The following is a 22,535-nucleotide window of genomic DNA, read 5'->3' as shown; positions in this document are numbered from 1 at the left end:
GCCGGTGCAAGGTGGTATATGAAGAGCGCTTATTCGGCCGTGGTATCCGCTTTGGCTTTCTGACGCAAACGGATATTAAGGTCTTTGAGCTGCTCTGAGCTGACTTCGCCCGGGGCGTCGGTCATCAAACAAGCGGCACTTTGGGTTTTCGGGAACGCGATCACTTCGCGGATGGTCTTGGCACCCGCCATCAGCATCACCAGGCGGTCCAGGCCAAAGGCCAAACCACCGTGAGGCGGCGCACCGTACTGGAGGGCGTCCAGCAGGAAGCCGAACTTTTCCTGGGCTTCTGCCTGGCCAATTCCCAGGATGTCAAACACCGTACGCTGCATGGTTTGATCATGAATACGGATCGAGCCGCCGCCAAGCTCGGTACCATTCAGCACCATGTCGTAGGCGCGCGACAAGGCGTTCGCCGGGTCATCCTTGAGTGCTTCAGGCGAGCATGACGGGGCAGTAAAGGGATGATGCAGCGGGCTGAGGCGGCCGTTATCGTCCTCTTCGAACATCGGGAAGTCGACGACCCAGAGAGGAGCCCAGTCTTGGGTATACAGGTCGAGGTCTGCCCCCAGCTTAACGCGCAATGCGCCGATCGCTTCGTTGACGATACGCGTTTTGTCAGCACCGAAGAAAATAATGTCGCCATCTTTGGCGTCGACACGGTCGAGCAGATCCTCTACCACATTCTCCATGAACTTGACGATCGGCGACTGCAGCCCGTCAAGGCCTTTCGCGCGCTCGTTGACCTTGATCCAAGCAAGCCCCTTGGCGCCGTAGATACCGACAAATTTGGTGTATTCGTCGATTTCCTTGCGTGAAAGTGATGCACCGCCAGGAACCTTCAACGCTGCAACGCGGCCATCTGCCGCATTTGCCGGGCCGGAGAACACCTTGAAGTCAACCTGTTGCATCAAGTCATCGACATTGGTCAATTCAAGGGGAATACGCAAGTCGGGTTTGTCTGAGCCAAAGCGGTCCATGGCTTCCTGCCACGTCATGCGCGGAAACGCAGCCAGTTCGACATCGAGCACTTCCTGGAAGAGTTGACGAATCATGGACTCGGTAATGTCCATGATGTCGTTTTCTTCAACGAACGAGGCCTCGATGTCGATTTGGGTGAACTCGGGCTGGCGATCGGCACGCAGATCTTCGTCGCGGAAACACTTGGCAATCTGGTAGTAGCGGTCAAACCCCGCCACCATCAACAGCTGCTTGAAGAGCTGCGGCGACTGCGGCAGTGCAAAGAAGTTGCCCGCATGGGTACGGCTCGGCACCAGGTAATCGCGCGCCCCTTCGGGCGTCGCACGGGTCAAAACCGGGGTTTCGATATCCAGAAATCCCTGATTTTCGAGGAACGCGCGTACGGTGTGTGAAATACGCGAGCGCAGCCGTAGCTTGTCGATCATATCGGGGCGGCGCAAATCGATATAGCGGTGCTTGAGGCGGACCTCTTCACCGACTTTGCCATGCTCGTCGAGCTGGAAAGGCGGCGTCACCGCGGTATTAAGCACTTCGACGTCTTTTGCCAGTACTTCAATCATCCCGGTGGGCATATTGGGATTCTGCGTACCTTCGGGGCGCAGACGAACCCGCCCGGTAATGCGCAGAACGAACTCATTGCGAGCACGGTCGGCATTGGCAAACGCGTCGGCGGTATCTGGGTCCACGACGAACTGAGCGACGCCATCGCGATCGCGCATATCGAGAAAGATAACCCCACCATGGTCACGGCGGCGATGCACCCACCCGCATACGGTGACCGTCTGGTCTACCAATGTTTCGTTTAGCTGGCCGCAATAATGACTGCGCATGTTTCATCCTGTTGTGTTTCGTGGCAAAAGGTAATTGTAGGACCTTGATCGGTCTGACGACGTCGGCTAGGCCGCCGTGTCTTTTTTCTTGGCCGCCGGACTGGCGCTATTCTGACCACCTGTCTCGGGCGTTGCGCTTTTGGCATCAGCAGCTAAATTCTTTTTACTGCCGGTTTTAAAATCAGTTTCATACCAGCCGCCGCCCGCCAAGCGGAAACCGGCAGCGGATACCAGCCGCGACAAGCTGGCGCTTTCGCACGCAGGGCAATCCGTTAACGGATCGGCGCTGATTTTTTGCAATTTATCCATGCGATGGCCGCAGGCCTTGCACTCATATTCATAGATGGGCATGTTGATGACTCCAGATAAAGCTCAACTCCGACAAAACAGCAACATGAATGCTGCCAAGCTGCAATATGCGGCCCGTCGGGATAAATTCCAAGGCGATGATTATTCACGCCAGCTTATTATACCCTTTTGTGCCCCCTGCCGAGCAAGGCTAGACGCCACCGGCAGACAGTGGAGGTCAGAAAAATGCCAAATGCAGTCATATTGGATGCCGAGAGTCTTGGTCCGCAAATCGATCTAACCGCTATCCGTCAGTCGGTATCGCACCTTGAGGTGTTCGGTCAAAGCACGTCTCAACAGGCTCGTGAGCGCCTGACCAATGCCGATATCGCCATTGTCAATAAAGTTGTCCTGGATGCGGAGACACTCAATCAGTTGCCCTCGCTGAAATTGATCTGTGTGCTGGCTACCGGGCTTAACAATATCGATCTGGAAACTGCCAATGCCAGAGGGATAGCCGTTAAGAACGTTGCCGCTTATGGCACCGCCAGTGTGTCGCAGCACACCTTGATGCTGATGCTGACGTTGGCAAACAGACTGCCGCTTTATCAACGGGATGTTGCCGCGGGCGCCTGGCAAAACAGCGACTTTTTCTGCCTGCAGCATTATCCGACGATGCAGCTATCGGACAAGCACCTGGTGATGGTAGGCCAGGGCGAACTTGGTTCGGAAGTAGCACGTCTGGCTGAAGCACTGGGGATGCGCGTCACCTTTGCAGCCCGCCCGGGGAATGAAGCGAACGACGCCCGTCCGTCACTCGACGACCTGCTGCCAGAAGCCGACGTTATCAGCCTTCACTGCCCGCTAAATGACGCCACCCATCACCTGATCAATGCAGGACGCCTGGCCAGGGCCAAACCTTCGTTATTGCTGATTAACTGTGCCCGTGGGGGCGTTATCGACGAACATGCCGCGCTCTCGGCACTCAGGGATGGGCATATAGGCGGGCTTGCCGTCGACGTGCTACCCAATGAGCCGCCACGCGAAGGACACCCACTGCTAGCCGCGCTGGATGAACCACTCAACCTGGTTGTCACGCCCCATAATGCCTGGATTACGCCAGAGGCCAGGCAAAACATTGTCAGCCTGACCTCTGAGAACATCCAGCAGTGGCAGGCAAACCGCTAATAAGTCGCAAAATGATCCGGGGCGTGGCACTGATCCAGCACGTTAAATTCGACATGGGTCACCTGCGCCCCGTCAGGGCCTTTCCATAACCACTCGCTGACGGTTTTTACATCCTCTGGACCGCCGCAAAGCAATACTTCAACACGACCGTCAGGCAAGTTTTTCGCATAGCCGGTTAAACGATACTGCAGCGCCTGATGTTGGGTAGAGCGCCGAAACAAAACGCCTTGCACTTTTCCCGTCACCCAAGCACGTACACAACAATCTGCCATTGTCGTCTCCTGTTTTAGCCGTCATCATTTTCCTGATATTTGATAACAACAGCGCTATTGCGTGGCACCAACGGTCGACCTCTGCGCAAAAGAAGTGAGCGGGTAAAGGCGGCGCCAAAGAGCAAAATGAGGGATGAATAATAAACCCACAGCAGCACCATCACCACAGAACCAGCCGCACCGTAAGTGGAAGCCGTTGCCGTATAAGCAAGATAGACAGCGATGACACTCCGGCCAATGGTAAATAATACGGCGGTTACCACAGCACCTATCAAAACATCCTGCCAACTTAATACCACATCGGGCAAGACCTTGAAAATAGTGGCGAAAAGCAAAGCAACAACCAATAGCGAAACCAGCGATTCGGCCACTTGGCTCAGCAGGCCTACATAAGGTAGCAGTTGATCTGCCGCACCGAGCGCACCCCGGATGGCCACACCCAACACTAACGAGACCAGTAATATAAACCCGATCGACAGCACAACCGTTAACGAGAGTATACGATTTTTAATGAACACCAGCGCCCCGTTGGCAGTCGGCTTGGCGGTGACGCCCCAGATCGTATTGAGCGAGAACTGCATCTGAGCAAACACCGTTGTGGCACCCACGACAAGTGCGCCCACGCCGAGTATTGTCGGCATTATCCCCGCTTCCTGAATGCGCGATTGAGCGACGGCTTGTTCCACTACCGCTGCGGCATCACTGCCGATCGTGCCTTGCAGTTGTGCCACGATCTGACCCTGCGCCGCCTCCTCACCCAGCACAAGGCCAATGACGGTGACCGCAATAATAATGGTGGGGGCCAGTGAAAAGAGGGTGTAAAACGCCAAGGAGCCTGCATAGCTGAAGGCGTTGCGCTTCAACCATAATGACGCTGAATCCCTGAGCACGTTGCCCCAAAAATATGCGCTGCGTTTGAGCATGAAAACTCCCTAATCAATTGATACAGGGCCAACTCTCCATGGCCTATTATAATTAGCATACCCAATCATACCGTTGGCTGCAGAGCTAGATTGCGCCGCCTCGCCAAGCCCACCATAATGCGGGGCCATGATTGACAGACAAAGGACAGCCTCGCATGCCAACTGATGCCTCACACCCGAGCCAGGCGTATGACTTTGACTGCCTCGTCTTTATTGGCCGTTTTCAGCCCCCTCACCTGGGGCATCTGGCGGTTATTCGTGAAGCACTGAAACAAGCCCGTCAGGTCATCGTGTTGGTCGGCTCCTCCTGGCAGGCACGCTCGCTGCGGAATCCATGGCGTTTTGAAGAACGGCAGATGATGTTGCGCTCAGGTTTTGACGAGGAGGATAACCAGCGACTGGAAATCACACCGCTACTGGATGCGCTTTACAACAACGACGTCTGGGTTCGCGATGTTCAGCGTAAAGTAAGGGACTTGACCGCGCCGGCAAATGCCAGACTGCCACGGATCGGTCTTATAGGGGCTAGCCGGGGACAATCCAGCTACTACCTATCACTATTCCCGCAATGGGAGTCGGTGAGTGTCCCGTTGGTCGAAGGTATTTCAGCAAGCCAGATCCGTGAACGTCTGTTTCGCTCGCCTGGGTCCACCGACGACTACCTCAGTACAGGTGCCTACCACGACCTACCACCTGGCGTGGTTGATCGTGTGGCGCTTTTTTGCCGGGGAAGCGACTACGAACAACTGCTGGAGGAGCAGCAACTGCTGGACCAGTATCGTAAAGCCTGGCAACAAGCGCCCTACCCTCCCATTTTTGTTACCGTCAATGCCGTGGTGGTCCAGTCAGGCCATGTGCTACTGGTACGCCGTACTGCAGCACCGGGTAAGGGGCTGTTCGCATTACCAGGTGGCTTTATCAATCCCCATGAACGATTGCTTGACGCCTGCCTGCGGGAATTGCGTGAGCGTATCCGTCTGAAAGTACCTGAGCCGGTTTTGAAGGGTTCATTGAGAGGCCAGCGTCTGTTTGATGAACCTCACCGCAGTTGGCGTGGCCGAACGCTGGCTGAAGCCTTCTACTTTGCCTTGCGCCCCGACCAGCAGTTGCCGCAATTGAAACCCGTCAAGGGCGGTGACCATGCCCGCTGGGTCGCCCTTGCCGACCTTCAGCCCGATAGCCTGTTTGAAGACCATTTTTTTATCATTCAAAATTTTCTTGGCCTGCCTGCCGACTTTACGAGCGAGTCAGCGCACTAATTCATTACCCCTGCAGAAAGTCCCGGGGCAGCTTCATCATTTGCCGCCACAAGCGCTCTACACCAGGCTTGTGGACCAGTGAACAGCGGTACAGCCGGATTTCCAGCGGGATATCCCAGTTGGCATCGGCAGCACGCACCAAACGACCGCTCTTTAGTTCTTCGCGAATACAAAAATCGGGGATCCATGCCATGCCTACCCCTTGAAGCACCATCCCCTTCAGCCCCTCCGCCATGGCGGTTTCATAGACGGTGCGCAGTTTCATACGCAAGGGGTCGTTTTTCAGCAGCATGCGTACACTGCGCCCCAAAAAGGCACCCTGCGTATAAGCCAGGTAGGGCACAGAGTCACCTACTTGAAGTGAAAACAATGGTTTGCCCTGGGCATCGGGTAATGACACGGGGAGCATATTGACGTTGCCAATCGAAAAAGACGGGAACACTTCAGCATCCAGCTGCATGGTGGCGAATGGATCATAGTAGGCCAGCATGAGGTCACAGTTGCCTTCACGAAGCACGTGAATGGCCTCTCCGACATTCATCGCGACCAATCGGGTAGGCAGCTCACCGAGGCCTTTTTGCAGTCGCGATATCCAGGGCGGATAAAAGCTCAGCGCTAACGAATGCGCGGCGACGATATCCAGCGCCTCATTGGCAATCGAGAGCCCCCGTAAATGGCCTAACGATTCGTTAAGCTGCTCAACAAGGTTTCGCGCGGTAACCAGAAACAGCTGTCCTTCTGAGGTCAAGCCCACCGGCGTCGTTGAACGGTCAACCAACGTCACCCCCACCGCCTGCTCTAAAGCCCGGATACGCCGACTGAACGCTGGCTGAGTCACGTGCCGCTGCCTGGCAGATGCTGAAAAACTCCGGGTATTGGCCAATGCGACGAAATCTTCCAACCATTTTGTTTCAAGGTTCACCAACGACTCCTTGTCACCCTAGTTATTTGAATTGATCTGGCACGGAGCCGTCAGTTTACTGAATGGGCGCCGTTAAATAGGCCGCCCGTGATACCACTTTTTTCCACCAGGGACGCTGGGCAATCTCATCCAGGCTGATACGACGACATCTTGCGAAATCGTTCTCGAGCATCAAGCTAACCTGGGCAGCAACGGACGGGCTGGGCATAAAAGCGGTGATTTCAAAGTTTAACCGGAAAGAACGGTTGTCCATATTCACTGTACCGACCGTTGCCGCCTTGTTGTCGACAAGCATCACTTTCTGGTGGAGAAAACCAGGAAGATAACGGTATATTTTTACTCCAGCGCGCAACATATCGGGCAGGAATGAAAAGGCCGACAGGAAAACCAGCAAGTGATCAGGCCGTTCAGGTATCATGACCCGGACATCCACGCCACGCATGGCGGCTAGCCGAAGCGCATCCTGAACACCCTGGTCCGGCACAAAATAAGGGCTGGTAACCCATAGCCGCTCTTCGGCACTCTGTATTACCTGCTGTATGAGCAGGCTTGCTGTGTCCTGGCGATCTGCAGGTCCCGAGGGGACCACGACCACGTGGTGATTACTTGCGAAGGTTTTCACGGGCTGCCAATCCAGGGTTATCACTTCGCCTGTCGCCCAATGCCAATCTTCCCAGAAGGCTTCCTGAAGCCCCAGAACACTCGGGCCTTCAAGCTTGAGATGCGTATCGCGCCAGGGGCCACGATTAGGATCCTCGCCCAGATACTCCACGCCGACGTTAAACCCGCCAAGCCAACCTTCATGCCCATCGACCACCATCACTTTACGATGATTGCGAAAGTTCAGTTGGAAAGGATGCTTAAGCCCCCTGGAGGATCGAAACGCACTGACTTCGATACCTGACTGGGCCAAATCATTTAAATAGCGATCGCTGAGCTTTCGGCTGCCCATCTCGTCGTATAGGAAGTAGATATTGATACCACGCCGCACAGCCTGCTGAAGGTACGCCATCAATCGGCGGCCAAGCCGATCATCCCGGACGATGAAAAATTGCAGAAGAATATAGCGCTGGGCACGCTCAATGCCCGCAAACAGGCTTTCGAAGGTCTCCTCGCCGTCAATCAGCAAGGTTGCCTGGTTACCCTGGGTCATTGGCATCATGGCCAACTGTTCAACGGCTCGAATATCGGCGCTTTTAGCCGTCACACCATAGGGGTCAATGTTGGCGCGATAACGTACCAGCATGCGGCGTAAAATATTGTCACGCACCCCGCGGGCCGTCACGTAGCCATAAAACCGTGGCCGTCCAAATAGCCAATAGGCAGGTACGGCAACATAAGGAAACGTGAGTAGTGAGATAATCCAGGCGACCGCGCCCTGGGAGGTCCGGCTGGACATCAGCGCCATCACCGCTGAAACAATCCCCAGCACATAGATCAACAAGATGCCGGTCCCTAGCAACCACGAGGTCATAGTGGTGTCCTCATTATGGGTGTCAATTCCATTGCGATGCGCTGGCCGAGAATGGACATAGGCCCCGCCACTGGCAGGGCCTATATCGCCTGAAACACGCGACTCCTTTCCAACATTCAAGCCGTCTGGGCGATAATGTCCTTCCACTTGGCAGGCCCGGTCTGGTGCACCGATGTTCCTGCACTATCCACGGCGACGGTAACCGGCATATCTTCCACTTCAAACTCATAAATGGCTTCCATGCCGAGATCCTCGAAGCCAACCACGCGGGACTTCTTGATTGCCTGGGCAACAAGATAAGCAGAACCGCCTACCGCCATCAGATAAACCGCCTGGTTATCGCGGATGGCGTCAATCGCCGCCTGCCCTCGCTCGGCCTTGCCCACCATGCCCAGCAAGCCTGTTTCTTCGAGCATGGTGCGGGTGAACTTGTCCATGCGTGTGGCGGTGGTAGGACCTGCAGGGCCGACCACTTCGTCACCTATCGGATCCACCGGGCCCACATAGTAGATAAACCGCCCTTTCATATCGACCGGTAACGGCTCGCCCTTGGCAATCATATCTACCATGCGTTTGTGGGCCGCATCACGCCCGGTCAGCAGCTTGCCATTCAACAAGAGCGTATCGCCGGGCTGCCAGGTTTTGACATCGTCGGGGGTCACCGTATCCAGATTGACACGTTTGACGTTGTCGCCGGCTTCACGGGTAATTTCCGGCCAATCTTCCAACTTGGGGGCAGGTAGCGCCACGGGGCCAGAGCCGTCCAGTGTGAAGTGGGCATGGCGAGTGGCCGCGCAGTTGGGAATGATGGCGACCGGCTTATTTGCCGCATGCGTCGGATAATCCTTGACCTTGATATCCAGCACAGTCGTCAAGCCACCCAAGCCTTGTGCGCCAATGCCACTTTTATTGACCTTGTCGAACAGCTCGAGACGCAGCTCCTCGGCGCGATTGCTGGCCCCTCTTGCCTGCAAGTCCTGGATATCGATAGGATCCAGCAGTGCCTCTTTCGCAATTTCCATGGCTTTTTCGGCCGTGCCGCCAATCCCGATACCCAGCATACCAGGCGGGCACCAGCCAGCGCCCATTTTAGGCAATTGCTCCATTACCCAATCCACCACGCTGTCAGAGGGGTTGAGCATGGCAAACTTGGATTTTGCTTCGCTACCACCGCCCTTGGCTGCCACATGGATATCGACTTTATCGCCCGGCACAAGCTTATGGTGGATAACCGCCGGGGTATTGTCCTTGGTATTCTGACGCTTTCCATCAGGGTCCGCCAGGACAGACGCTCGCAAAATATTGTCGGGTAGCTGATAGGCGCGACGCACCCCTTCATTGACCATGTCATCCAGGCTCATGCCAGCGTCCCAGGTGACATTCATACCCACGTGAACAAACACCGTGACGATACCGGTATCCTGACAAATTGGGCGATGACCGGTGGCACACATACGCGAATTGATCAAAATCTGGGCAATCGCGTCCTTGGCGGCAGGGTTTTCTTCACGCTCATAGGCAGCCGCCATGGCATCGATAAAGTCTTTGGGATGGTAGTAAGAGATGTACTGCAGTGCATCGGCAACGCTTTGAATCACGTCGTCCTGGCGAATCACGGTCATGGACAAACTGCTCCTCGGTTATCGTCTTGTCGGCGGCCTAAGCGGTGATGGGAATAGCGGCCTGTTTAACGTGTAAACATTATACCGTATTGGCATTATTCCGGCAGCAACACTGTATGTCTGCAATTCTAGGGGGTGTGTTGGTTTAATTGTTTTCAAACAGAAAGATAACGGTATAAATCATGGTGTATCTATTTGACAGCCGGGGCACCAGTAAAGCCGCCGGGAGCCGACCATCATACGCTCGATAACGCGACCGCAACGATGGCAGGAAAGTCCCGCTCGCTCAAAAACACTGAAGCGCCATTGGCGACGCGGTTCACCGGCGGCGATGGCGTTTTCAATCCAGGCCTTTGTATTGGTGACCCCCGCCTGCTGGTAGGCCTGTCGAGTTATGTCGATCATAAAAATAGCCAACTGCTGGCGCTGCCGCTCGGTTAAATCAACCGGGCGCTGTTTGGGGTGGCACTGGGCAAAAAAAAGAATTTCCGAGCGCAGATAATTGCCTAACCCCGCGACAAAGCCCTGGTCCAGAAGTAATGCACCCAGGCTACGTCGGTGAAACTGCTTAAGGCTCATGCGCTGCTGTACTTGCAGCGGGGTCACCTTCTGGCTCAGGAGGTCAGGCCCGAGCCGGGATAAAAATGGGTGTTCTGTGAGATTGTCTTCGTGCCAGAGTGAAATATCGGAAGCACTATACAGACTGGCGCAGCGCCCATCTGTGGTTATTCGAACACGCAGCGAGCGCCGGGTGCTGGGGGGCTTATCTTCTTTGTGAAGCTTCCAAACCCCATACAGTTGATTGTGGGAGTAAAGCACGCGCTGGTCGGCAAACCAGATCAGCATTGCCTTGCCCCGAGTATCTACCCGCGAAACCCGCACCCCAAGCAGTGACGCTGCCTGCTCGGCAAGTTCCGGGAAGGCGAACCAGGCATCGTCAATCACCTGGCCGCCTATCTGCTGCTCAATGCGATCGGCCGCACGACGGATTTCCGGACCTTCAGGCATGCCCTACCCTAGCGCCAGCTGTTTTTCTTTCATCTTGTGCAACTGGTCGCGCAAGCGTGCCGCTTCCTCAAACTCAAGGTTTTGCGCCGCTTCAAACATGGCATCTTCGATTTTGCTGATCGCGGCAAGGAAATCGTGCTTGTCCATGCTCGCGGTATCGTACTCGGCAGTACTCTCGGCCACTTTGCGATCACTACCCCGCTTGCGGTTGCTTTTCTTGCCCGGTGCCTGTGCGGCTTCCATGATATCGGTTACCGAGCGGGTAATCGTGGTTGGGGTAATACCATGGGCTTCGTTATGCGCCTTCTGTTTGTCACGCCGACGCTCGGTTTCATCCATCGCCCTGCGCATGGAATCGGTAACCCGGTCGCCGTAAAGGATAGCTTTCCCCTGGGCGTTACGTGCGGCGCGGCCAATGGTCTGGATCAATGAGCGCTCGTTACGCAGAAAACCTTCTTTATCGGCATCAAGAATGGCAACCAATGAGACTTCCGGGATATCCAGCCCTTCACGCAGCAGGTTGATCCCCACCAGCACGTCGAATTTCCCCAACCGCAGGTCGCGGATGATTTCCACCCGCTCGACGGTATCGATATCCGAATGCAGATAGCGGACGCGGATGCCATGCTCGTCCAGGTATTCGGTCAAGTCTTCGGCCATACGCTTGGTGAGGGTGGTCACCAGCACGCGTTCGCCCACCTCGGTGCGAAGCCTGATCTCGGACAGCAAATCGTCAACCTGCGTGCTTGCCGGACGCACTTCAATCTCGGGGTCCAGCAAGCCCGTCGGCCGCACGACCTGCTCGACAACCTGGCCTGCATGCTCGGCTTCATAAGGGCCCGGTGTCGCCGAGACAAAAATCGTTTGCGGTGAAATGGCTTCCCATTCTTCAAACTTCATCGGCCGGTTATCGAGTGCAGACGGCAAGCGGAATCCGTACTCCACCAGCGTTTCCTTGCGCGACCGGTCACCTTTGTACATCCCGCCTACCTGGGGCACGCTGACGTGGGATTCATCAATAAACAGCAGCGCATCGTCTGGCAGGTAATCGAAAAATGTCGGCGGTGGCTCGCCGGGGGTGCGGCCCGATAAATAGCGAGAGTAGTTTTCGATACCGTTGCAGTAACCCAGTTCGAGCATCATCTCGATATCGTACAGCGTGCGCTGCTCGAGCCGCTGCGCCTCGACCAGACGCTCGTGCTTGCGCAGCCACTCCAACCGCTCTTTAAGTTCTGCCTTGATGTCGTCAATCGCGCCTAGAATCGTTTCTCGAGGCGTAACATAGTGGGATTTCGGGTAGATGGTCATGCGCGGGACTTGCCCGCGCACGTCGCCCGTCAAAGGATCAAAGAGCCGGATCGAGTCGATTTCATCGTCAAACAACTCCACCCGCACGGCTTCTTCTTCGGCATCTGCCGGGAAAATATCGATCACATCGCCTCGCACCCGGTAAGTACCGCGGCGAAAATCCATATCGTTACGCGTGTACTGAAGTTCCGCGAGACGACGGAGGAAAGCACGCTGGTCGATCAACTCGCCGCGGGTAAAATGCAAGCGCATCTTGAGGTACTGGTCAGGGTCGCCCAGGCCATAAATCGCTGACACCGATACGACAATCAACGCATCCCGGCGCTCCAGAAGTGCTTTCGTCGCCGACAGGCGCATTTGCTCGATGTGGTCGTTGATGGAGGCATCTTTTTCAATGAAAGTGTCCGACGACGGCACATAGGCTTCCGGCTGGTAGTAATCGTAGTAGGACACGAAGTATTCAACGGCGTTATCCGGGAAAAACGCTTTGAACTCACCGTATAGCTGCGCCGCCAACGTCTTATTGGGCGCCATGACAATCGTTGGCCGCTGCTGCTGCGCGACGATATTGGCCATGGTGAAGGTTTTCCCCGAGCCGGTGACACCGAGCAGCGTTTGATGGGCAAGTCCCGACTCTAGCCCCCCCACCAGGCCCTTGATAGCGTTGGGCTGGTCGCCTGCGGGCTCAAATTTCGATTGCAACCGGAAATCCTTGCTCATCGTCACTCCTGATCAGGGTAAGGCGAGCTACGTGGTGCTCGTCGTAATCTCCACGGTCGATGTGGTCATCAACCGTTGGATGGGGCAGCGGTGGCTGATATCTTCCAGCCGGGCACGCTGCTCAGGATCATCAATGCCGTGAAAGGTCATCATCACCGCCAGCTTGTACTCACCTTTCCTTTCCTGGCTGTCATCGCGCTGAACAGTGACGGTAATGCCTTTCAGAGGCCATTGCTTTCGCTTGGCATACATCTGTACGGTAATTGCCTTACAGGTTCCAAGGGCAATATCAAAATAGTCATGAGGGTCAGGCGCGCTGCCGTCACCGCCCACGACGGGCGGCACATCGGCGGCCAGATCCTCAAGGCCGTCAACCTCGACGCGCTGGCGAAAAGCGCTGTTGCGCTCACTGATCACCGTAATCGGCTTGTGCATCATGTTACCTTTATGCCCAGCTTGAGCTTTTCAACGGCCTTGATGAGCGCCTCACGCTTTACGCGACCGTCCACTTCAGCGCCATAGCGACCCACTTCAGCGCTGTCCACGCCGTCGAGCATCATCAGCGCGGTGGTAATCTGATTGACCTGTTCAGCGGATTTCACACCGTGAAAGGTTAGTGATTGCTGTGCCATCGGCTAGCCTTGTTTCAAATACATTTTACCGTCACGGGTCAATGCCAACTGGATTGGCTCTCCGAGCGAATTGATATTGTCCTATGCAAAACTGATTACAGACAACGAGTCTAGCACGCGGCAGGACCCTTGCAATTGCGGTCCATTGCCCATACTTAAGACAATATTGATTCGCAACATGATCCAGCCACCCCTTCAACAGGAGTTGTCATGGCGACCGTTCCCTCAATCGATGCCCTTAACAGCGGTATTCGCCTTAACCATTTAGCGGCATTGGATATCCAAGGACCCGATGCCGAGAAATTCTTGCAAGGGCAAACCAGCGCTCAGGTCAGTCTTGCCGACGGGCGTTTTGCGCCGCTTACCTGTTTCTGCACGCCAAAGGGACGCATGCTGGCAAATGCCCAGTTGATGAAGGTTGGTGACAGTCATTATCGGCTACTTCTCAGCGCGTCGCTGCTTGAAACGCTGAGCAGCCACCTAAAAAAATTTGCCGCTTTTTATAAAGCGGAGCTAACCCCACTTCCCGGGCTATTGCTGGTCGGCGTGGGAGAAAATGCCCGCTCAGTTGCGGAAACGCTGGACCTCCCCTTGCCCAACGCGCCTGGCACTCAATCCACAAACCCACACGCCAGCGTGCTGTGCTATCCAGGCGATACACCACGCTGGCTGTTCTGTCTGGAAGACGACACTCTTATCGAGACACTTGACGATGAAGGCGGACGGGCCGCCTGGCAATTGGCTGACATCCGCAGCGGCCTGGCATGGCTGACCGAGGCACAGCAGGACCATTTCCTGCCGCAGATGCTCAATTGGGAAGCGCTGGGCGGTATCAGCTTCAAAAAAGGCTGTTACACCGGTCAGGAAGTCGTTGCCCGGGCTCATTTTCGTGGTCAGGTAAAAAAACGCCTGGTGCGTGCCGAACTTTCGAGTATCGAGGCGCCAACAACCGGGGACACGATTATCAATGAAGCCAATAAGGCCGTCGGCGAAGTCGTTACCAGCGCTCTTAGCGAAACAGGCAGCATTGAGCTTCTGGCTGTCATGAATACCAAGGTGATGGAAGAGGCCATGCCCGTTTATATCGGGGAGGCCCGCTTGACACTACTCGATCTTCCCTACGCTATCGAGCGGCTCGACCCCGAGCAGCTCGCCATGGGCCTGGCGAATTGAACGCTGATTAATCGACCGCAACGGGTAAGCGAAACAGGCGGACAGCATTGGCGCTGCTGATGGCGGCGACATGTTCGCGTGCTTGTCCGCGTAATTCGGCCACGACATTGCAGACGTCACTTACTCGGCAAGGTTCATTGCGCTGTCCCTGATAGCCACTTAGCGGCATGTCGGGGCTGTCCGTTTCCAGCACAAAACTGTCATCGGGCAATGCCTTGATAACCCGGTGCAATCGCTTTGCCCGGTAATAGGTCGCCGCGCCCCCCAGACCCAGGACATAACCAAGATCCACAAACTTCCTGGCCTGCTCGTAAGACCCGGCAAAGGCATGGATCAACCCGGTTCTGGAAAGCGTGCGTTGACGAAGCCGTTTGGCGACGGTGTCGTTGGCTTTGACACAATGCACGACCACCGGCAAGGCATGCTGCTTGGCCAAGGTTAATTGGGCATCAAAGTACGCCCATTGGGCATCAAGGGTAGTGTCAAAGCGAGCGTCAATCCCGCATTCACCGACGGCGACCAGCTCGGAGCACTCTTTCAGCAAGCACTCGAGCTCAGCCAGATCCTGGTCACGGTGTTCACCCGTAAAGTAGGGATGAAGCCCTGCGCAAACGCTGACATCCTGACATCGCTGTCCCAGCGCCAGCACGGCTTGCCAGCGAGCACGCGTCGTCCCCGGCACGATGAAGTGCTTGACTCCCACGCCTCTTGCGGCTGACATGACTGCATCACGATCAGGGTCGAACACCGCAAAATCAAGATGGCAGTGGGCATCAATCAGCATGGTCGCCTCGTATTGCCCGGCTAGTGCTCGCGCGTCGGCTGGAAGCGAATATCCGGCCAGCGCTCCTGGGTCATTTGCAGGTTGACGCGGGTCGGTGCGATGTAGGTCAAGTAGCCGCCGCCATCGATCGCCAGGTTGGTGCTTGCCTTACGCTTGAATTCCTCAAGCATCTTGGGATCTTCGCAATACACCCAGCGCGCTGTCTGAACATTGACGGCTTCATACAGACAGTCGACCTTGTATTCTTCTTTCAAACGGTGCGCCACGACGTCAAATTGCAGCGTCCCCACTGCCCCCAGAATCAGGTCATTGTTGTCGATCGGCATGAAGACCTGGGTAGCGCCTTCTTCGGAGAGCTGCTGCAAGCCTTTCTGCAAGGCTTTCATTTTAAGCGGATCTTTCAAGCGCACGCGTTTGAAAAGCTCCGGCGCAAAATGCGGAATACCGGTGAAGCGCATATTCTCACCCACGGTAAACGTATCACCAATCTGGATGGTGCCGTGGTTGTGCAGGCCGATGATGTCGCCAGGCCAGGCTTCTTCCACCTGAGAGCGGTCGGAGGCCATGAACGTCAGCGCGTCGGCAATCTTGACGTCCTTGTTGATACGCACATGGCGCATCTTCATGTTCTTGTCGTACTTGCCCGAGCATACCCGCAGAAAAGCGATACGATCGCGATGATTGGGATCCATATTGGCCTGGATTTTAAACACAAAGCCAGTAAAGCGAGAATCGTCAGCCGGCACATCCCGCACATCGGTTTCCCGGGGTTGGGGAGCCGGTGCATATTCGACAAAGCCATCCAGCATTTCGCGTACGCCAAAGTTGCCCATGGCCGTCCCGAAATAGACGGGCGTCAATTCCCCACGGCGATAAGCATCAAGGTCAAACTCATGGGATGCACCGCGCACCAGTTCAACTTCCATGCGCAGTTCTTCAGCCTGTTCTTCACCCAGCACTTCGTCTACCTCGGGATTATCCAGCCCCTCGATACGCTTGTCCTCGGGGATACGACTGCCCTGACCCTGGGTATAGAGATGAACCACATCATTATAAAGGTGATACACCCCGCGGAAGTGCCGTCCCATGCCGATGGGCCATGTCATTGGCGCACACTGTATGTTGAGCACCGTCTCGACCTCGTCCATCACCTCAATAGGATCACGTATATCGCGGTCCATTTTGTTGATGAAGGTCAGAATCGGCGTGGTGCGTAGACGACAGACGTCCATCAGCTTGATGGTCCGGTCCTCGACGCCTTTAGCGCCATCAATCACCATCAGGGCGGAGTCCACCGCCGTCAGGGTACGGTAGGTGTCCTCAGAGAAATCTTCGTGACCTGGCGTATCGAGCAGGTTAACGATGCGTCCCCCATAAGGAAACTGCATCACGGAGGTTGTCACCGAGATGCCCCGCTCCTGCTCCATTTTCATCCAGTCCGACGTGGCATGGCGATCATTGCGCTTGCTCTTCACCGATCCGGCCAGCTGAATGGCATTACCAAACAGCAGCATTTTCTCTGTAATGGTCGTTTTACCGGCATCGGGGTGCGAAATGATAGCAAAGGTTCTTCTAAGCCCGGCTTCCTGGGCTAATTGAGTATCTTTCATCGGGCCTCATCATTAACGTGGACTCAGCCAGGCACATAGATGCAGGGTGTCAGCGGCTGAGCTGTGTGGCATTGAGCGCAATTGTACCCTCGCAGACAGTATGGGGCCACAAGAGGACGGTTGTGGGACGGTTTAGTTAAGCGAGACTGCGGTCATGAACAGCAGGAGCCATGAAAAAGAGCCAGGCGTGAATAACCGGACATAAAAAAACGCCGGGAAACCGGCGTTTTGCGTAAAGCTGTCGGGAACGTATTACGTTTCAGGCAAAGGTGTTGACCTGAGTCCCCACGGTGCCCTCTTTTGCCAGATCAGGCTGTGCACCGGTATCGGCAGACGCCATGATGTCAGTCACTTGCTGCGCCTGGGTATCCAGTGCTTCCTTGAATACCTGCATTTGAGCTTGCTCAGCACTTTGCGCCTGATTCATGTAAAGCGCCGTACTGACGGCGTTGCTGACGGCTACATCCATATAATCACCTCAATGTAGTACGAATATACTAGGAGACTAGCAAATGGTGTGACAACACGCAAAATCGCGCGCTAAAAACGCTCGGCCCTGAAGGGGGCCATATCAATGGCTGGCGTTTTACCTTCCATCATGTCCGCCAGCAGGTAGCCCGTCGCCGGCCCCAGGGTAAACCCTTGATGGCCATGCCCGAAGGCCAACCAGAGGCCTTTATGACGGGGCGCCGGGCCAATCACCGGCTTCATATCCGGAAGACACGGGCGTGCGCCCTTCCAGGCGGCTTCATCAAGACGCTCAGCCAGCGGAAAAATACGTCGTGCAGCGCTTTCCGCCGCGCTTAGCTGGCCTTCATGAGCCGGTGACTCAAGGCGGTCCAGCTCGGCACCCGTGGTCAGACGGATGCCTGCATTCATGGGCGCCAGCAAGTAGCCCACCTCGGCATCCATCAACCAGTACTGCAACCGAGCCGGTGCTTGAGTGGCATAATGCATGTGATAGCCCCGTTTGACGAAGGTCGGGAAGCGATAGCCCAGCCCTTTGAGCCACTCGCCTGACCAGGGTCCCAGTGCCATTACAACATCATCTGCCACCACTTCTCCATCGCTGGTCGTCACACGCCACTGGGTTTCACGCTGGGTGACCGACTGAACATCACTTTGCACAACGCGTCCGCCATTGGCGACAAATGACGCCGCGTAGGCAGCCACCAGCGCGCCTGGGTCGGCGACTGTCCAGGAATCAAGCCAATGAATGGCCCCAATGATGTCATCGCCAAGGTCGGGCTGCTTGTCTCGCAATGCCTGTCGATCCAACACTTGAAATTGCACATCGTAGAGGTCCCGCATTTCTTCGGCCTCTTTTGCGCGCTCGGCCAGCTTCTCCGGGGTTCTATATATCTCCAGCCAGCCTTGACGACGCACCAAGTCCTCGACCCCCGCGGCCTCAATCATGGGCTCATGGGTTTTAAGACACAGCTGAATCAAGGAGGCATATTCCGGCACGATCTGCCGGTAGCGACGCGGCGAAGAATGATGCCAATAGCTCAATAACGGCGATGCCGCATCCAGCATCCCGCCGGTACGATAGCGAATATCCACGCGCCGATTGGGCAATACGCTCAGGATAGTTTTCAAATCGCGAGGAAAGGGATACGGTTTTACCGCTTCACGTTGGATAATACCGGCATTGCCAAAGGATGTTTCCCGGCCTGGCTGGCGCCGGTCCATCAGGGTGACCTGAATACCCCGCTGCTGCAGTTGCCATGCAATGCTGACACCTACCATACCTGCCCCTAACACCACTGCATGACGCGACATTGAAACACCCTCCGATCTGCAAATTACACGACACGCGGGCTCGTTACACCGCACGCCTATTTATCTAAAAAATAGCACTGATAAAGAACCATTAATACAGTCCAAAAAACTGTTTTTAATAGATAAATCAGAAATTAATATCGCCTTAAGCACAAAAATCGACAGCGCCCGACATTGCGGCACAGCAATTGCTTGGCCTTATTACCGGGTGAATCATCATCAGGGCAAAGAACATTAATTCAGCACTGTCTTAACAACCTTTGCATAGCGCCATGCACCGAAAAGGTGCGTGCCACGCACCAAAAATACCAAGGATACCGCCATGCCGCTCACACCCATTGTCGACACCGAACTGCTCGATACGCTGTGGGTATTATGGGCAGCCGCGCTGGTATTTGTCATGCAGGCGGGGTTTTTATGCCTGGAAGCCGGCACAACCCGCAGCAAAAACGCCATCAATGTCGCAATGAAGAATATTGCGGATTTTGCCATCGCATTGAGCATCTTCTGGCTAGTGGGCTTCGGGTTGATGTTCGGCGTTTCGGAAGGCGGCTGGTTGGGCACAAGCCTGTTCGGGTGGCAGCTCAACTCTGTATCGAGCTGGGTAATCACGTTGTTTATCTTTCAAGCCATGTTCTGTGCTACCGCTGCAACCATTGTGGCGGGTGCCGTCGCCGAAAGAATGCCATTTTTTGCCTACCTATGGACCGCCCTCTGGATAGCGCTACTCATCTACCCCGTATTTGGACACTGGGCATGGGGCGGTCTATTGGGAGGCGAAAGCGGCTGGCTCGCCTCGCTGGGTTTTGTCGATTTTGCCGGCTCAACCGTCGTTCACAGCGTGGGGGGCTGGGTCGCGCTTGCAGCCGTCCTCGCCATCGGCCCTCGCCAGGGACGCTTCAACCAAAACCAACCTCCCACCGCCTTCCCGGCAGGCAACCTTCCCCTTGCCATGTTAGGGGCATTGTTCATGATACTCGGCTGGTTTGGCTTCAACGGCGGCAGCACGCTGGCTGTTAACAATCAGGTACCTGGCATTCTTGCCAATACCGTCCTGGGCGCCGCCGGTGGCATTTTATCCGCCATGCTGATGGGCTGGCGAACCCGTCGCTATGCTGACGTCATGTATGCCATCAACGGCGCCATTGCCGGGCTGGTCGCTGTTACCGCAGGCGCCCATGCGATTTCGATGTCGGCAGCACTGGGGCTCGGGGCTGTCAGCGGCGTTCTGATGGTGGTCACCAGTGAATGGCTACTCAACCACCGCATCGATGATGCCGTAGGCGCTATTCCGGCGCATTTGATTCCCGGCATTTGGGGCACGCTCGCTCTGCCCTGGATAGCCAACCCCAAGGCACTGGCCACGGGACTGAGCACCTTGGAGCAGGCAGGCGTTCAATTGCTGGGCGTCGTTGTCTGCGGACTCTGGAGCTTTGGTATTGCGTGGCTGCTGTTTCGTATCTCGGGGCGCTATTTTCCACTTCGCGTTAGCGCTGAAGATGAAAAAATGGGCCTCAACCTCGCCGAGCACGGTACCCATAACGAACTGACTCAATTACTGGAACACATGCGCCGTCATGAGCAGCAGGGCGACATGCGCCAGCGCATCGAGGCAGATCCTTTTTCTGAAGTGGGTGAAATAGCGGCAGGCTACAACCGCGTCGCCGCGGCACTGGAAAGCGCTATCGGGCATACCCGCGTGATGCTGCACAACCTGCGCGACGGCGTGCTTACCTGGCAAGCCAATGGGCTGCTAACCAGCCTTAACCCCGGAGCCGAACAGCTGTTCGGCGTTCAAGCCGAGCAAATGATAGGTACCCCCGTCAGCCGCTTACTGGATAGCTGAAACCTGGCACCGGGTGAGCGTCACGAGATTAAACTGCGCTCCGCCACTCAGGAAATCCGCTACCTGGAAATTCAGGTAAGCGAAGGTGCCAGTGGCTCGGCCTCCGAACGCTCCGGCATGGTGCGTGACATTACCGAACGCAAGCGCCTGCAGGAGCAGCTAAACCGCGAGAGAGACCTGGCAAGAACAACCCTTGCTTCCATTGGCGATGGCGTTATCACCTGCGACGCCAGTGGCTTGATCACGTTCATGAATAGCGAAGCCCAGCGGCTGACCGGCTGGCACCTTCGCGACGCACGTGAAAAACCGATCCAGTCTATTTACCGGCTCATTGACGACAATACCGGTAGTCTAAGGAGCAACCCAGCGCGTCAGGTGCTCACCCAGCATCGCGCCATTCATTCAACGGACGATGGCTGGCTTGAACACCGCGACGGACAGCGAACGCCCATTCAGCATAGCGCCGCCCCTATTCGCTCGCGCAGCGGCATTACGCTGGGCGCAGTGGCCGTCTTTCAGGATATCAGCGTCACCCGCCAGCTTGCCGACCAGCTTAACTACCAGGCCAGCCACGACAATTTGACAGGGCTAATCAATCGCCGAGCATTTGAAACAACACTGAGCCATTTGCTGAATGAGAAGGAAGGATCGCACGTTTTATGCTATCTGGATCTTGACCAGTTCAAGATCGTCAACGATACCTGCGGCCATATCGCCGGTGATGAGCTCCTCCGGCAGGTGGCCACAAAGCTGCAGGTTTATGTGCGCACCAGCGATACCGTCGCACGACTTGGTGGCGACGAGTTCGCCCTGCTGCTGCCCAACTGCCCTATTGATCAAGCCTGCCAAATCGCCGATGCCATCCGCTGTGATATCGAAAACTATCGCTTTGCCTGGCAGGAGCACACCTTTGGTATTGGCGTCAGCATCGGGCTGGTCGCTCTGACGGATCACAACATGCAGCTAACCGATGCGCTTCACGCCGCCGATGCCGCCTGCTATACCGCCAAAGAGGCAGGACGCAACCGCCTTCACTGCTACCAGGCCAATGACCATTCGGTACTCGAACGCGACGGCGAACTTCGCTGGGTACAGCGCTTACAGAACGCCCTCGACAATGATCATTTCCGACTCTTTGCCCAACCAATCAAAGCTGTCTGCGCCAAACGCCCCGCTTACCAGGAAATACTTTTACGCCTGGAAGAAGACGGCAACCTGATCACACCGGGCAGTTTTTTACCTGCCGCCGAACGCTATCACTTTATGCCGCGCATTGACCGCTGGGTAGTTCGCAACACGCTTGCATGGCTGTCCGATATTACCCGCTCAGCCCCAGACACTGCCTGGGGCTGCTGGGGGGTCAATCTCTCGGGCGCGTCACTGTCTGATGGCGATTTCTGCAGGGATTTGATCACCCAGGTACACAAAGCCCAACTGCCCAAGGGCAGCCTGTGCTTTGAAATTACCGAAAGCGCGGCCATTGCCCAGCTTTCAAGCGTGATCGAGCTCATCCACACGCTTAAGCAACTTGGCTGCCGATTTGCGCTGGATGATTTTGGCACAGGGCTGTCTTCCTTCAGCTACTTGAAACAGTTGCCCGTTGATTATTTAAAAATCGACGGTCATTTCATTCGCCATGTTCATGAAGACCCGATAGATCGAGCGATGGTGGAAGCCATTCATGCCGTGGGGAAAGCGCTCAATATAGAAACCATCGCTGAATTCGTCGAAACACAGCAAACCCTGGATACACTCACGACGCTCGGCATTGACTATGCCCAAGGTTTTTTACTCGGACACCCAGGCTCACTCACCCAGGTAGGCGGACAGCCTATCAAGGTAATGCCACGTTAATCAGAAACCGGAAATAACAAACCCCGGCAAATCAACTACCAAGGAAGAAAGGCGAAAGA

The 22,535-nt window shown here is 55.7% G+C and carries 20 protein-coding genes; 5 read left to right on the top strand and 15 right to left on the bottom strand.

The genetic code is table 11. From position 1 onward, the window contains the following. Positions 1-29: 29 nt before the first annotated feature. Together aspS and B7L15_RS08395 are read right to left on the bottom strand one after the other, a co-directional pair. A complete protein-coding gene (aspS, locus tag B7L15_RS08400; RefSeq protein ID WP_085918538.1) occupies positions 30-1,811 on the bottom strand; it encodes an aspartate--tRNA ligase in 1,782 nt (593 codons plus the stop codon). A gap of 66 nt (positions 1,812-1,877) precedes the next feature. Beyond that, complete coding sequence (locus B7L15_RS08395; protein WP_085918537.1) at positions 1,878-2,162, bottom strand: FmdB family zinc ribbon protein; 285 nt, start codon at positions 2,160-2,162, stop codon at positions 1,878-1,880. A gap of 183 nt (positions 2,163-2,345) precedes the next feature. On the opposite strand from B7L15_RS08395, the gene B7L15_RS08390 reads away from it, so the two are divergent. Further along, complete coding sequence (locus tag B7L15_RS08390; RefSeq protein WP_085918536.1) at positions 2,346-3,287, top strand: D-2-hydroxyacid dehydrogenase; 942 nt, start codon at positions 2,346-2,348, stop codon at positions 3,285-3,287. On the opposite strand, the gene yccX is transcribed toward B7L15_RS08390, so the two are convergent. Then, positions 3,284-3,559, bottom strand: coding sequence for an acylphosphatase (gene yccX, locus B7L15_RS08385; RefSeq protein WP_085918535.1), 276 nt, complete (start codon positions 3,557-3,559; stop codon positions 3,284-3,286). The two genes, B7L15_RS08390 and yccX, sit on opposite strands and share 4 nt — an antisense overlap. Before the next feature lie 14 nt (positions 3,560-3,573). Continuing rightward, on the bottom strand, positions 3,574-4,482 hold the full coding sequence (locus B7L15_RS08380) for a YihY/virulence factor BrkB family protein (protein ID WP_085918534.1): 909 nt from the start codon (positions 4,480-4,482) through the stop codon (positions 3,574-3,576). 155 nt (positions 4,483-4,637) lie between these two features. On the opposite strand from B7L15_RS08380, the gene B7L15_RS08375 reads away from it, so the two are divergent. Next, a complete protein-coding gene (locus B7L15_RS08375; protein WP_085918533.1) occupies positions 4,638-5,741 on the top strand; it encodes a bifunctional nicotinamide-nucleotide adenylyltransferase/Nudix hydroxylase in 1,104 nt (367 codons plus the stop codon). Between the two features lie 4 nt (positions 5,742-5,745). Here B7L15_RS08375 and B7L15_RS08370 read toward each other — a convergent pair whose 3' ends face one another. The 7 genes from B7L15_RS08370 to B7L15_RS08340 all read right to left on the bottom strand — a co-directional run bounded on the left by B7L15_RS08370 (position 5,746) and on the right by B7L15_RS08340 (position 13,427). Further along, positions 5,746-6,663 carry a LysR substrate-binding domain-containing protein gene (locus B7L15_RS08370; RefSeq protein WP_085918532.1) on the bottom strand — a complete coding sequence of 306 codons (918 nt, stop codon included), beginning with the start codon at positions 6,661-6,663 and terminating at the stop codon, positions 5,746-5,748. Positions 6,664-6,718: 55 nt separating this feature from the next. Next, positions 6,719-8,137, bottom strand: coding sequence for a cardiolipin synthase (gene cls / locus B7L15_RS08365; protein WP_085918531.1), 1,419 nt, complete (start codon positions 8,135-8,137; stop codon positions 6,719-6,721). A 116-nt stretch (positions 8,138-8,253) separates the two neighbouring features. Beyond that, a complete protein-coding gene (locus tag B7L15_RS08360) occupies positions 8,254-9,759 on the bottom strand; it encodes a fumarate hydratase (protein ID WP_085918530.1) in 1,506 nt (501 codons plus the stop codon). 180 nt (positions 9,760-9,939) lie between these two features. Then, positions 9,940-10,767 carry an endonuclease VIII gene (gene nei / locus B7L15_RS08355; protein ID WP_085918529.1) on the bottom strand — a complete coding sequence of 276 codons (828 nt, stop codon included), beginning with the start codon at positions 10,765-10,767 and terminating at the stop codon, positions 9,940-9,942. Between the two features lie 3 nt (positions 10,768-10,770). After that, positions 10,771-12,795 carry an excinuclease ABC subunit UvrB gene (uvrB, locus tag B7L15_RS08350; RefSeq protein ID WP_085918528.1) on the bottom strand — a complete coding sequence of 675 codons (2,025 nt, stop codon included), beginning with the start codon at positions 12,793-12,795 and terminating at the stop codon, positions 10,771-10,773. Between the two features lie 27 nt (positions 12,796-12,822). Next, a complete protein-coding gene (locus B7L15_RS08345; RefSeq protein WP_085918527.1) occupies positions 12,823-13,230 on the bottom strand; it encodes an OsmC family protein in 408 nt (135 codons plus the stop codon). Then, positions 13,230-13,427, bottom strand: a complete 198-nt coding sequence (locus tag B7L15_RS08340) for a hypothetical protein (RefSeq protein ID WP_085918526.1) — start codon at positions 13,425-13,427, stop codon at positions 13,230-13,232. Before B7L15_RS08340 ends, B7L15_RS08345 begins: the two co-directional genes overlap by 1 nt. A 210-nt stretch (positions 13,428-13,637) precedes the next feature. On the opposite strand from B7L15_RS08340, the gene ygfZ reads away from it, so the two are divergent. Next, positions 13,638-14,600: a CAF17-like 4Fe-4S cluster assembly/insertion protein YgfZ gene (gene ygfZ / locus B7L15_RS08335; protein WP_085918525.1), complete on the top strand. Its 963-nt coding sequence runs from the start codon at positions 13,638-13,640 to the stop codon at positions 14,598-14,600. A gap of 7 nt (positions 14,601-14,607) precedes the next feature. On the opposite strand, the gene B7L15_RS08330 is transcribed toward ygfZ, so the two are convergent. The 4 genes from B7L15_RS08330 to B7L15_RS08315 form a co-directional block, all read right to left on the bottom strand. Next, positions 14,608-15,384 carry a TatD family hydrolase gene (locus tag B7L15_RS08330; protein ID WP_085918524.1) on the bottom strand — a complete coding sequence of 259 codons (777 nt, stop codon included), beginning with the start codon at positions 15,382-15,384 and terminating at the stop codon, positions 14,608-14,610. A 20-nt stretch (positions 15,385-15,404) separates the two neighbouring features. Then, positions 15,405-16,994 carry a peptide chain release factor 3 gene (locus B7L15_RS08325; protein WP_085918523.1) on the bottom strand — a complete coding sequence of 530 codons (1,590 nt, stop codon included), beginning with the start codon at positions 16,992-16,994 and terminating at the stop codon, positions 15,405-15,407. A 259-nt stretch (positions 16,995-17,253) separates the two neighbouring features. Then, the gene (locus B7L15_RS08320; protein ID WP_066320510.1) at positions 17,254-17,463 is read right to left on the bottom strand and encodes a putative motility protein; all 210 of its coding nucleotides are present in this window, start codon (positions 17,461-17,463) and stop codon (positions 17,254-17,256) included. A 71-nt stretch (positions 17,464-17,534) separates the two neighbouring features. Beyond that, positions 17,535-18,776, bottom strand: a complete 1,242-nt coding sequence (locus tag B7L15_RS08315; protein WP_085918522.1) for an NAD(P)/FAD-dependent oxidoreductase — start codon at positions 18,774-18,776, stop codon at positions 17,535-17,537. Between the two features lie 322 nt (positions 18,777-19,098). Here B7L15_RS08315 and amt point away from each other — a divergent pair, with 322 nt between their 5' ends. Both amt and B7L15_RS19770 read left to right on the top strand, forming a co-directional pair. Next, complete coding sequence (gene amt / locus B7L15_RS19775; protein ID WP_254902889.1) at positions 19,099-20,622, top strand: ammonium transporter; 1,524 nt, start codon at positions 19,099-19,101, stop codon at positions 20,620-20,622. Positions 20,623-20,739: 117 nt separating this feature from the next. Further along, on the top strand, positions 20,740-22,476 hold the full coding sequence (locus tag B7L15_RS19770) for an EAL domain-containing protein (protein WP_254902888.1): 1,737 nt from the start codon (positions 20,740-20,742) through the stop codon (positions 22,474-22,476). Positions 22,477-22,535 lie beyond the last annotated feature (59 nt).

Source organism: Halomonas sp. CSM-2 (genome assembly GCF_002119345.1).
Taxonomy (GTDB): domain Bacteria; phylum Pseudomonadota; class Gammaproteobacteria; order Pseudomonadales; family Halomonadaceae; genus Vreelandella; species Vreelandella janggokensis.
Note: the sequence above shows the minus strand (reverse complement) of the source record. Positions and strands in the feature narration are given on the sequence as shown.

Excerpts from the sequence above, each read along its gene's own strand:
- uvrB (WP_085918528.1), bottom strand. The coding sequence starts at position 12,795 with ATGAGCAAGGATTTCCGGTTGCAATCGAAATTTGAGCCCGCAGGCGAC.
- B7L15_RS08320 (WP_066320510.1), bottom strand. The coding sequence starts at position 17,463 with ATGGATGTAGCCGTCAGCAACGCCGTCAGTACGGCGCTTTACATGAAT.
- B7L15_RS19770 (WP_254902888.1), top strand. The coding sequence starts at position 20,740 with ATGGTGCGTGACATTACCGAACGCAAGCGCCTGCAGGAGCAGCTAAAC.
- amt (WP_254902889.1), top strand. The coding sequence starts at position 19,099 with ATGCCGCTCACACCCATTGTCGACACCGAACTGCTCGATACGCTGTGG.
- B7L15_RS08340 (WP_085918526.1), bottom strand. The coding sequence starts at position 13,427 with ATGGCACAGCAATCACTAACCTTTCACGGTGTGAAATCCGCTGAACAG.
- ygfZ (WP_085918525.1), top strand. The coding sequence starts at position 13,638 with ATGGCGACCGTTCCCTCAATCGATGCCCTTAACAGCGGTATTCGCCTT.
- yccX (WP_085918535.1), bottom strand. The coding sequence starts at position 3,559 with ATGGCAGATTGTTGTGTACGTGCTTGGGTGACGGGAAAAGTGCAAGGC.
- B7L15_RS08325 (WP_085918523.1), bottom strand. The coding sequence starts at position 16,994 with ATGAAAGATACTCAATTAGCCCAGGAAGCCGGGCTTAGAAGAACCTTT.
- B7L15_RS08360 (WP_085918530.1), bottom strand. The coding sequence starts at position 9,759 with ATGACCGTGATTCGCCAGGACGACGTGATTCAAAGCGTTGCCGATGCA.
- B7L15_RS08380 (WP_085918534.1), bottom strand. The coding sequence starts at position 4,482 with ATGCTCAAACGCAGCGCATATTTTTGGGGCAACGTGCTCAGGGATTCA.
- cls (WP_085918531.1), bottom strand. The coding sequence starts at position 8,137 with ATGACCTCGTGGTTGCTAGGGACCGGCATCTTGTTGATCTATGTGCTG.
- B7L15_RS08315 (WP_085918522.1), bottom strand. The coding sequence starts at position 18,776 with ATGTCGCGTCATGCAGTGGTGTTAGGGGCAGGTATGGTAGGTGTCAGC.
- B7L15_RS08330 (WP_085918524.1), bottom strand. The coding sequence starts at position 15,384 with ATGCTGATTGATGCCCACTGCCATCTTGATTTTGCGGTGTTCGACCCT.
- nei (WP_085918529.1), bottom strand. The coding sequence starts at position 10,767 with ATGCCTGAAGGTCCGGAAATCCGTCGTGCGGCCGATCGCATTGAGCAG.
- aspS (WP_085918538.1), bottom strand. The coding sequence starts at position 1,811 with ATGCGCAGTCATTATTGCGGCCAGCTAAACGAAACATTGGTAGACCAG.
- B7L15_RS08395 (WP_085918537.1), bottom strand. The coding sequence starts at position 2,162 with ATGCCCATCTATGAATATGAGTGCAAGGCCTGCGGCCATCGCATGGAT.
- B7L15_RS08345 (WP_085918527.1), bottom strand. The coding sequence starts at position 13,230 with ATGCACAAGCCGATTACGGTGATCAGTGAGCGCAACAGCGCTTTTCGC.
- B7L15_RS08375 (WP_085918533.1), top strand. The coding sequence starts at position 4,638 with ATGCCAACTGATGCCTCACACCCGAGCCAGGCGTATGACTTTGACTGC.
- B7L15_RS08390 (WP_085918536.1), top strand. The coding sequence starts at position 2,346 with ATGCCAAATGCAGTCATATTGGATGCCGAGAGTCTTGGTCCGCAAATC.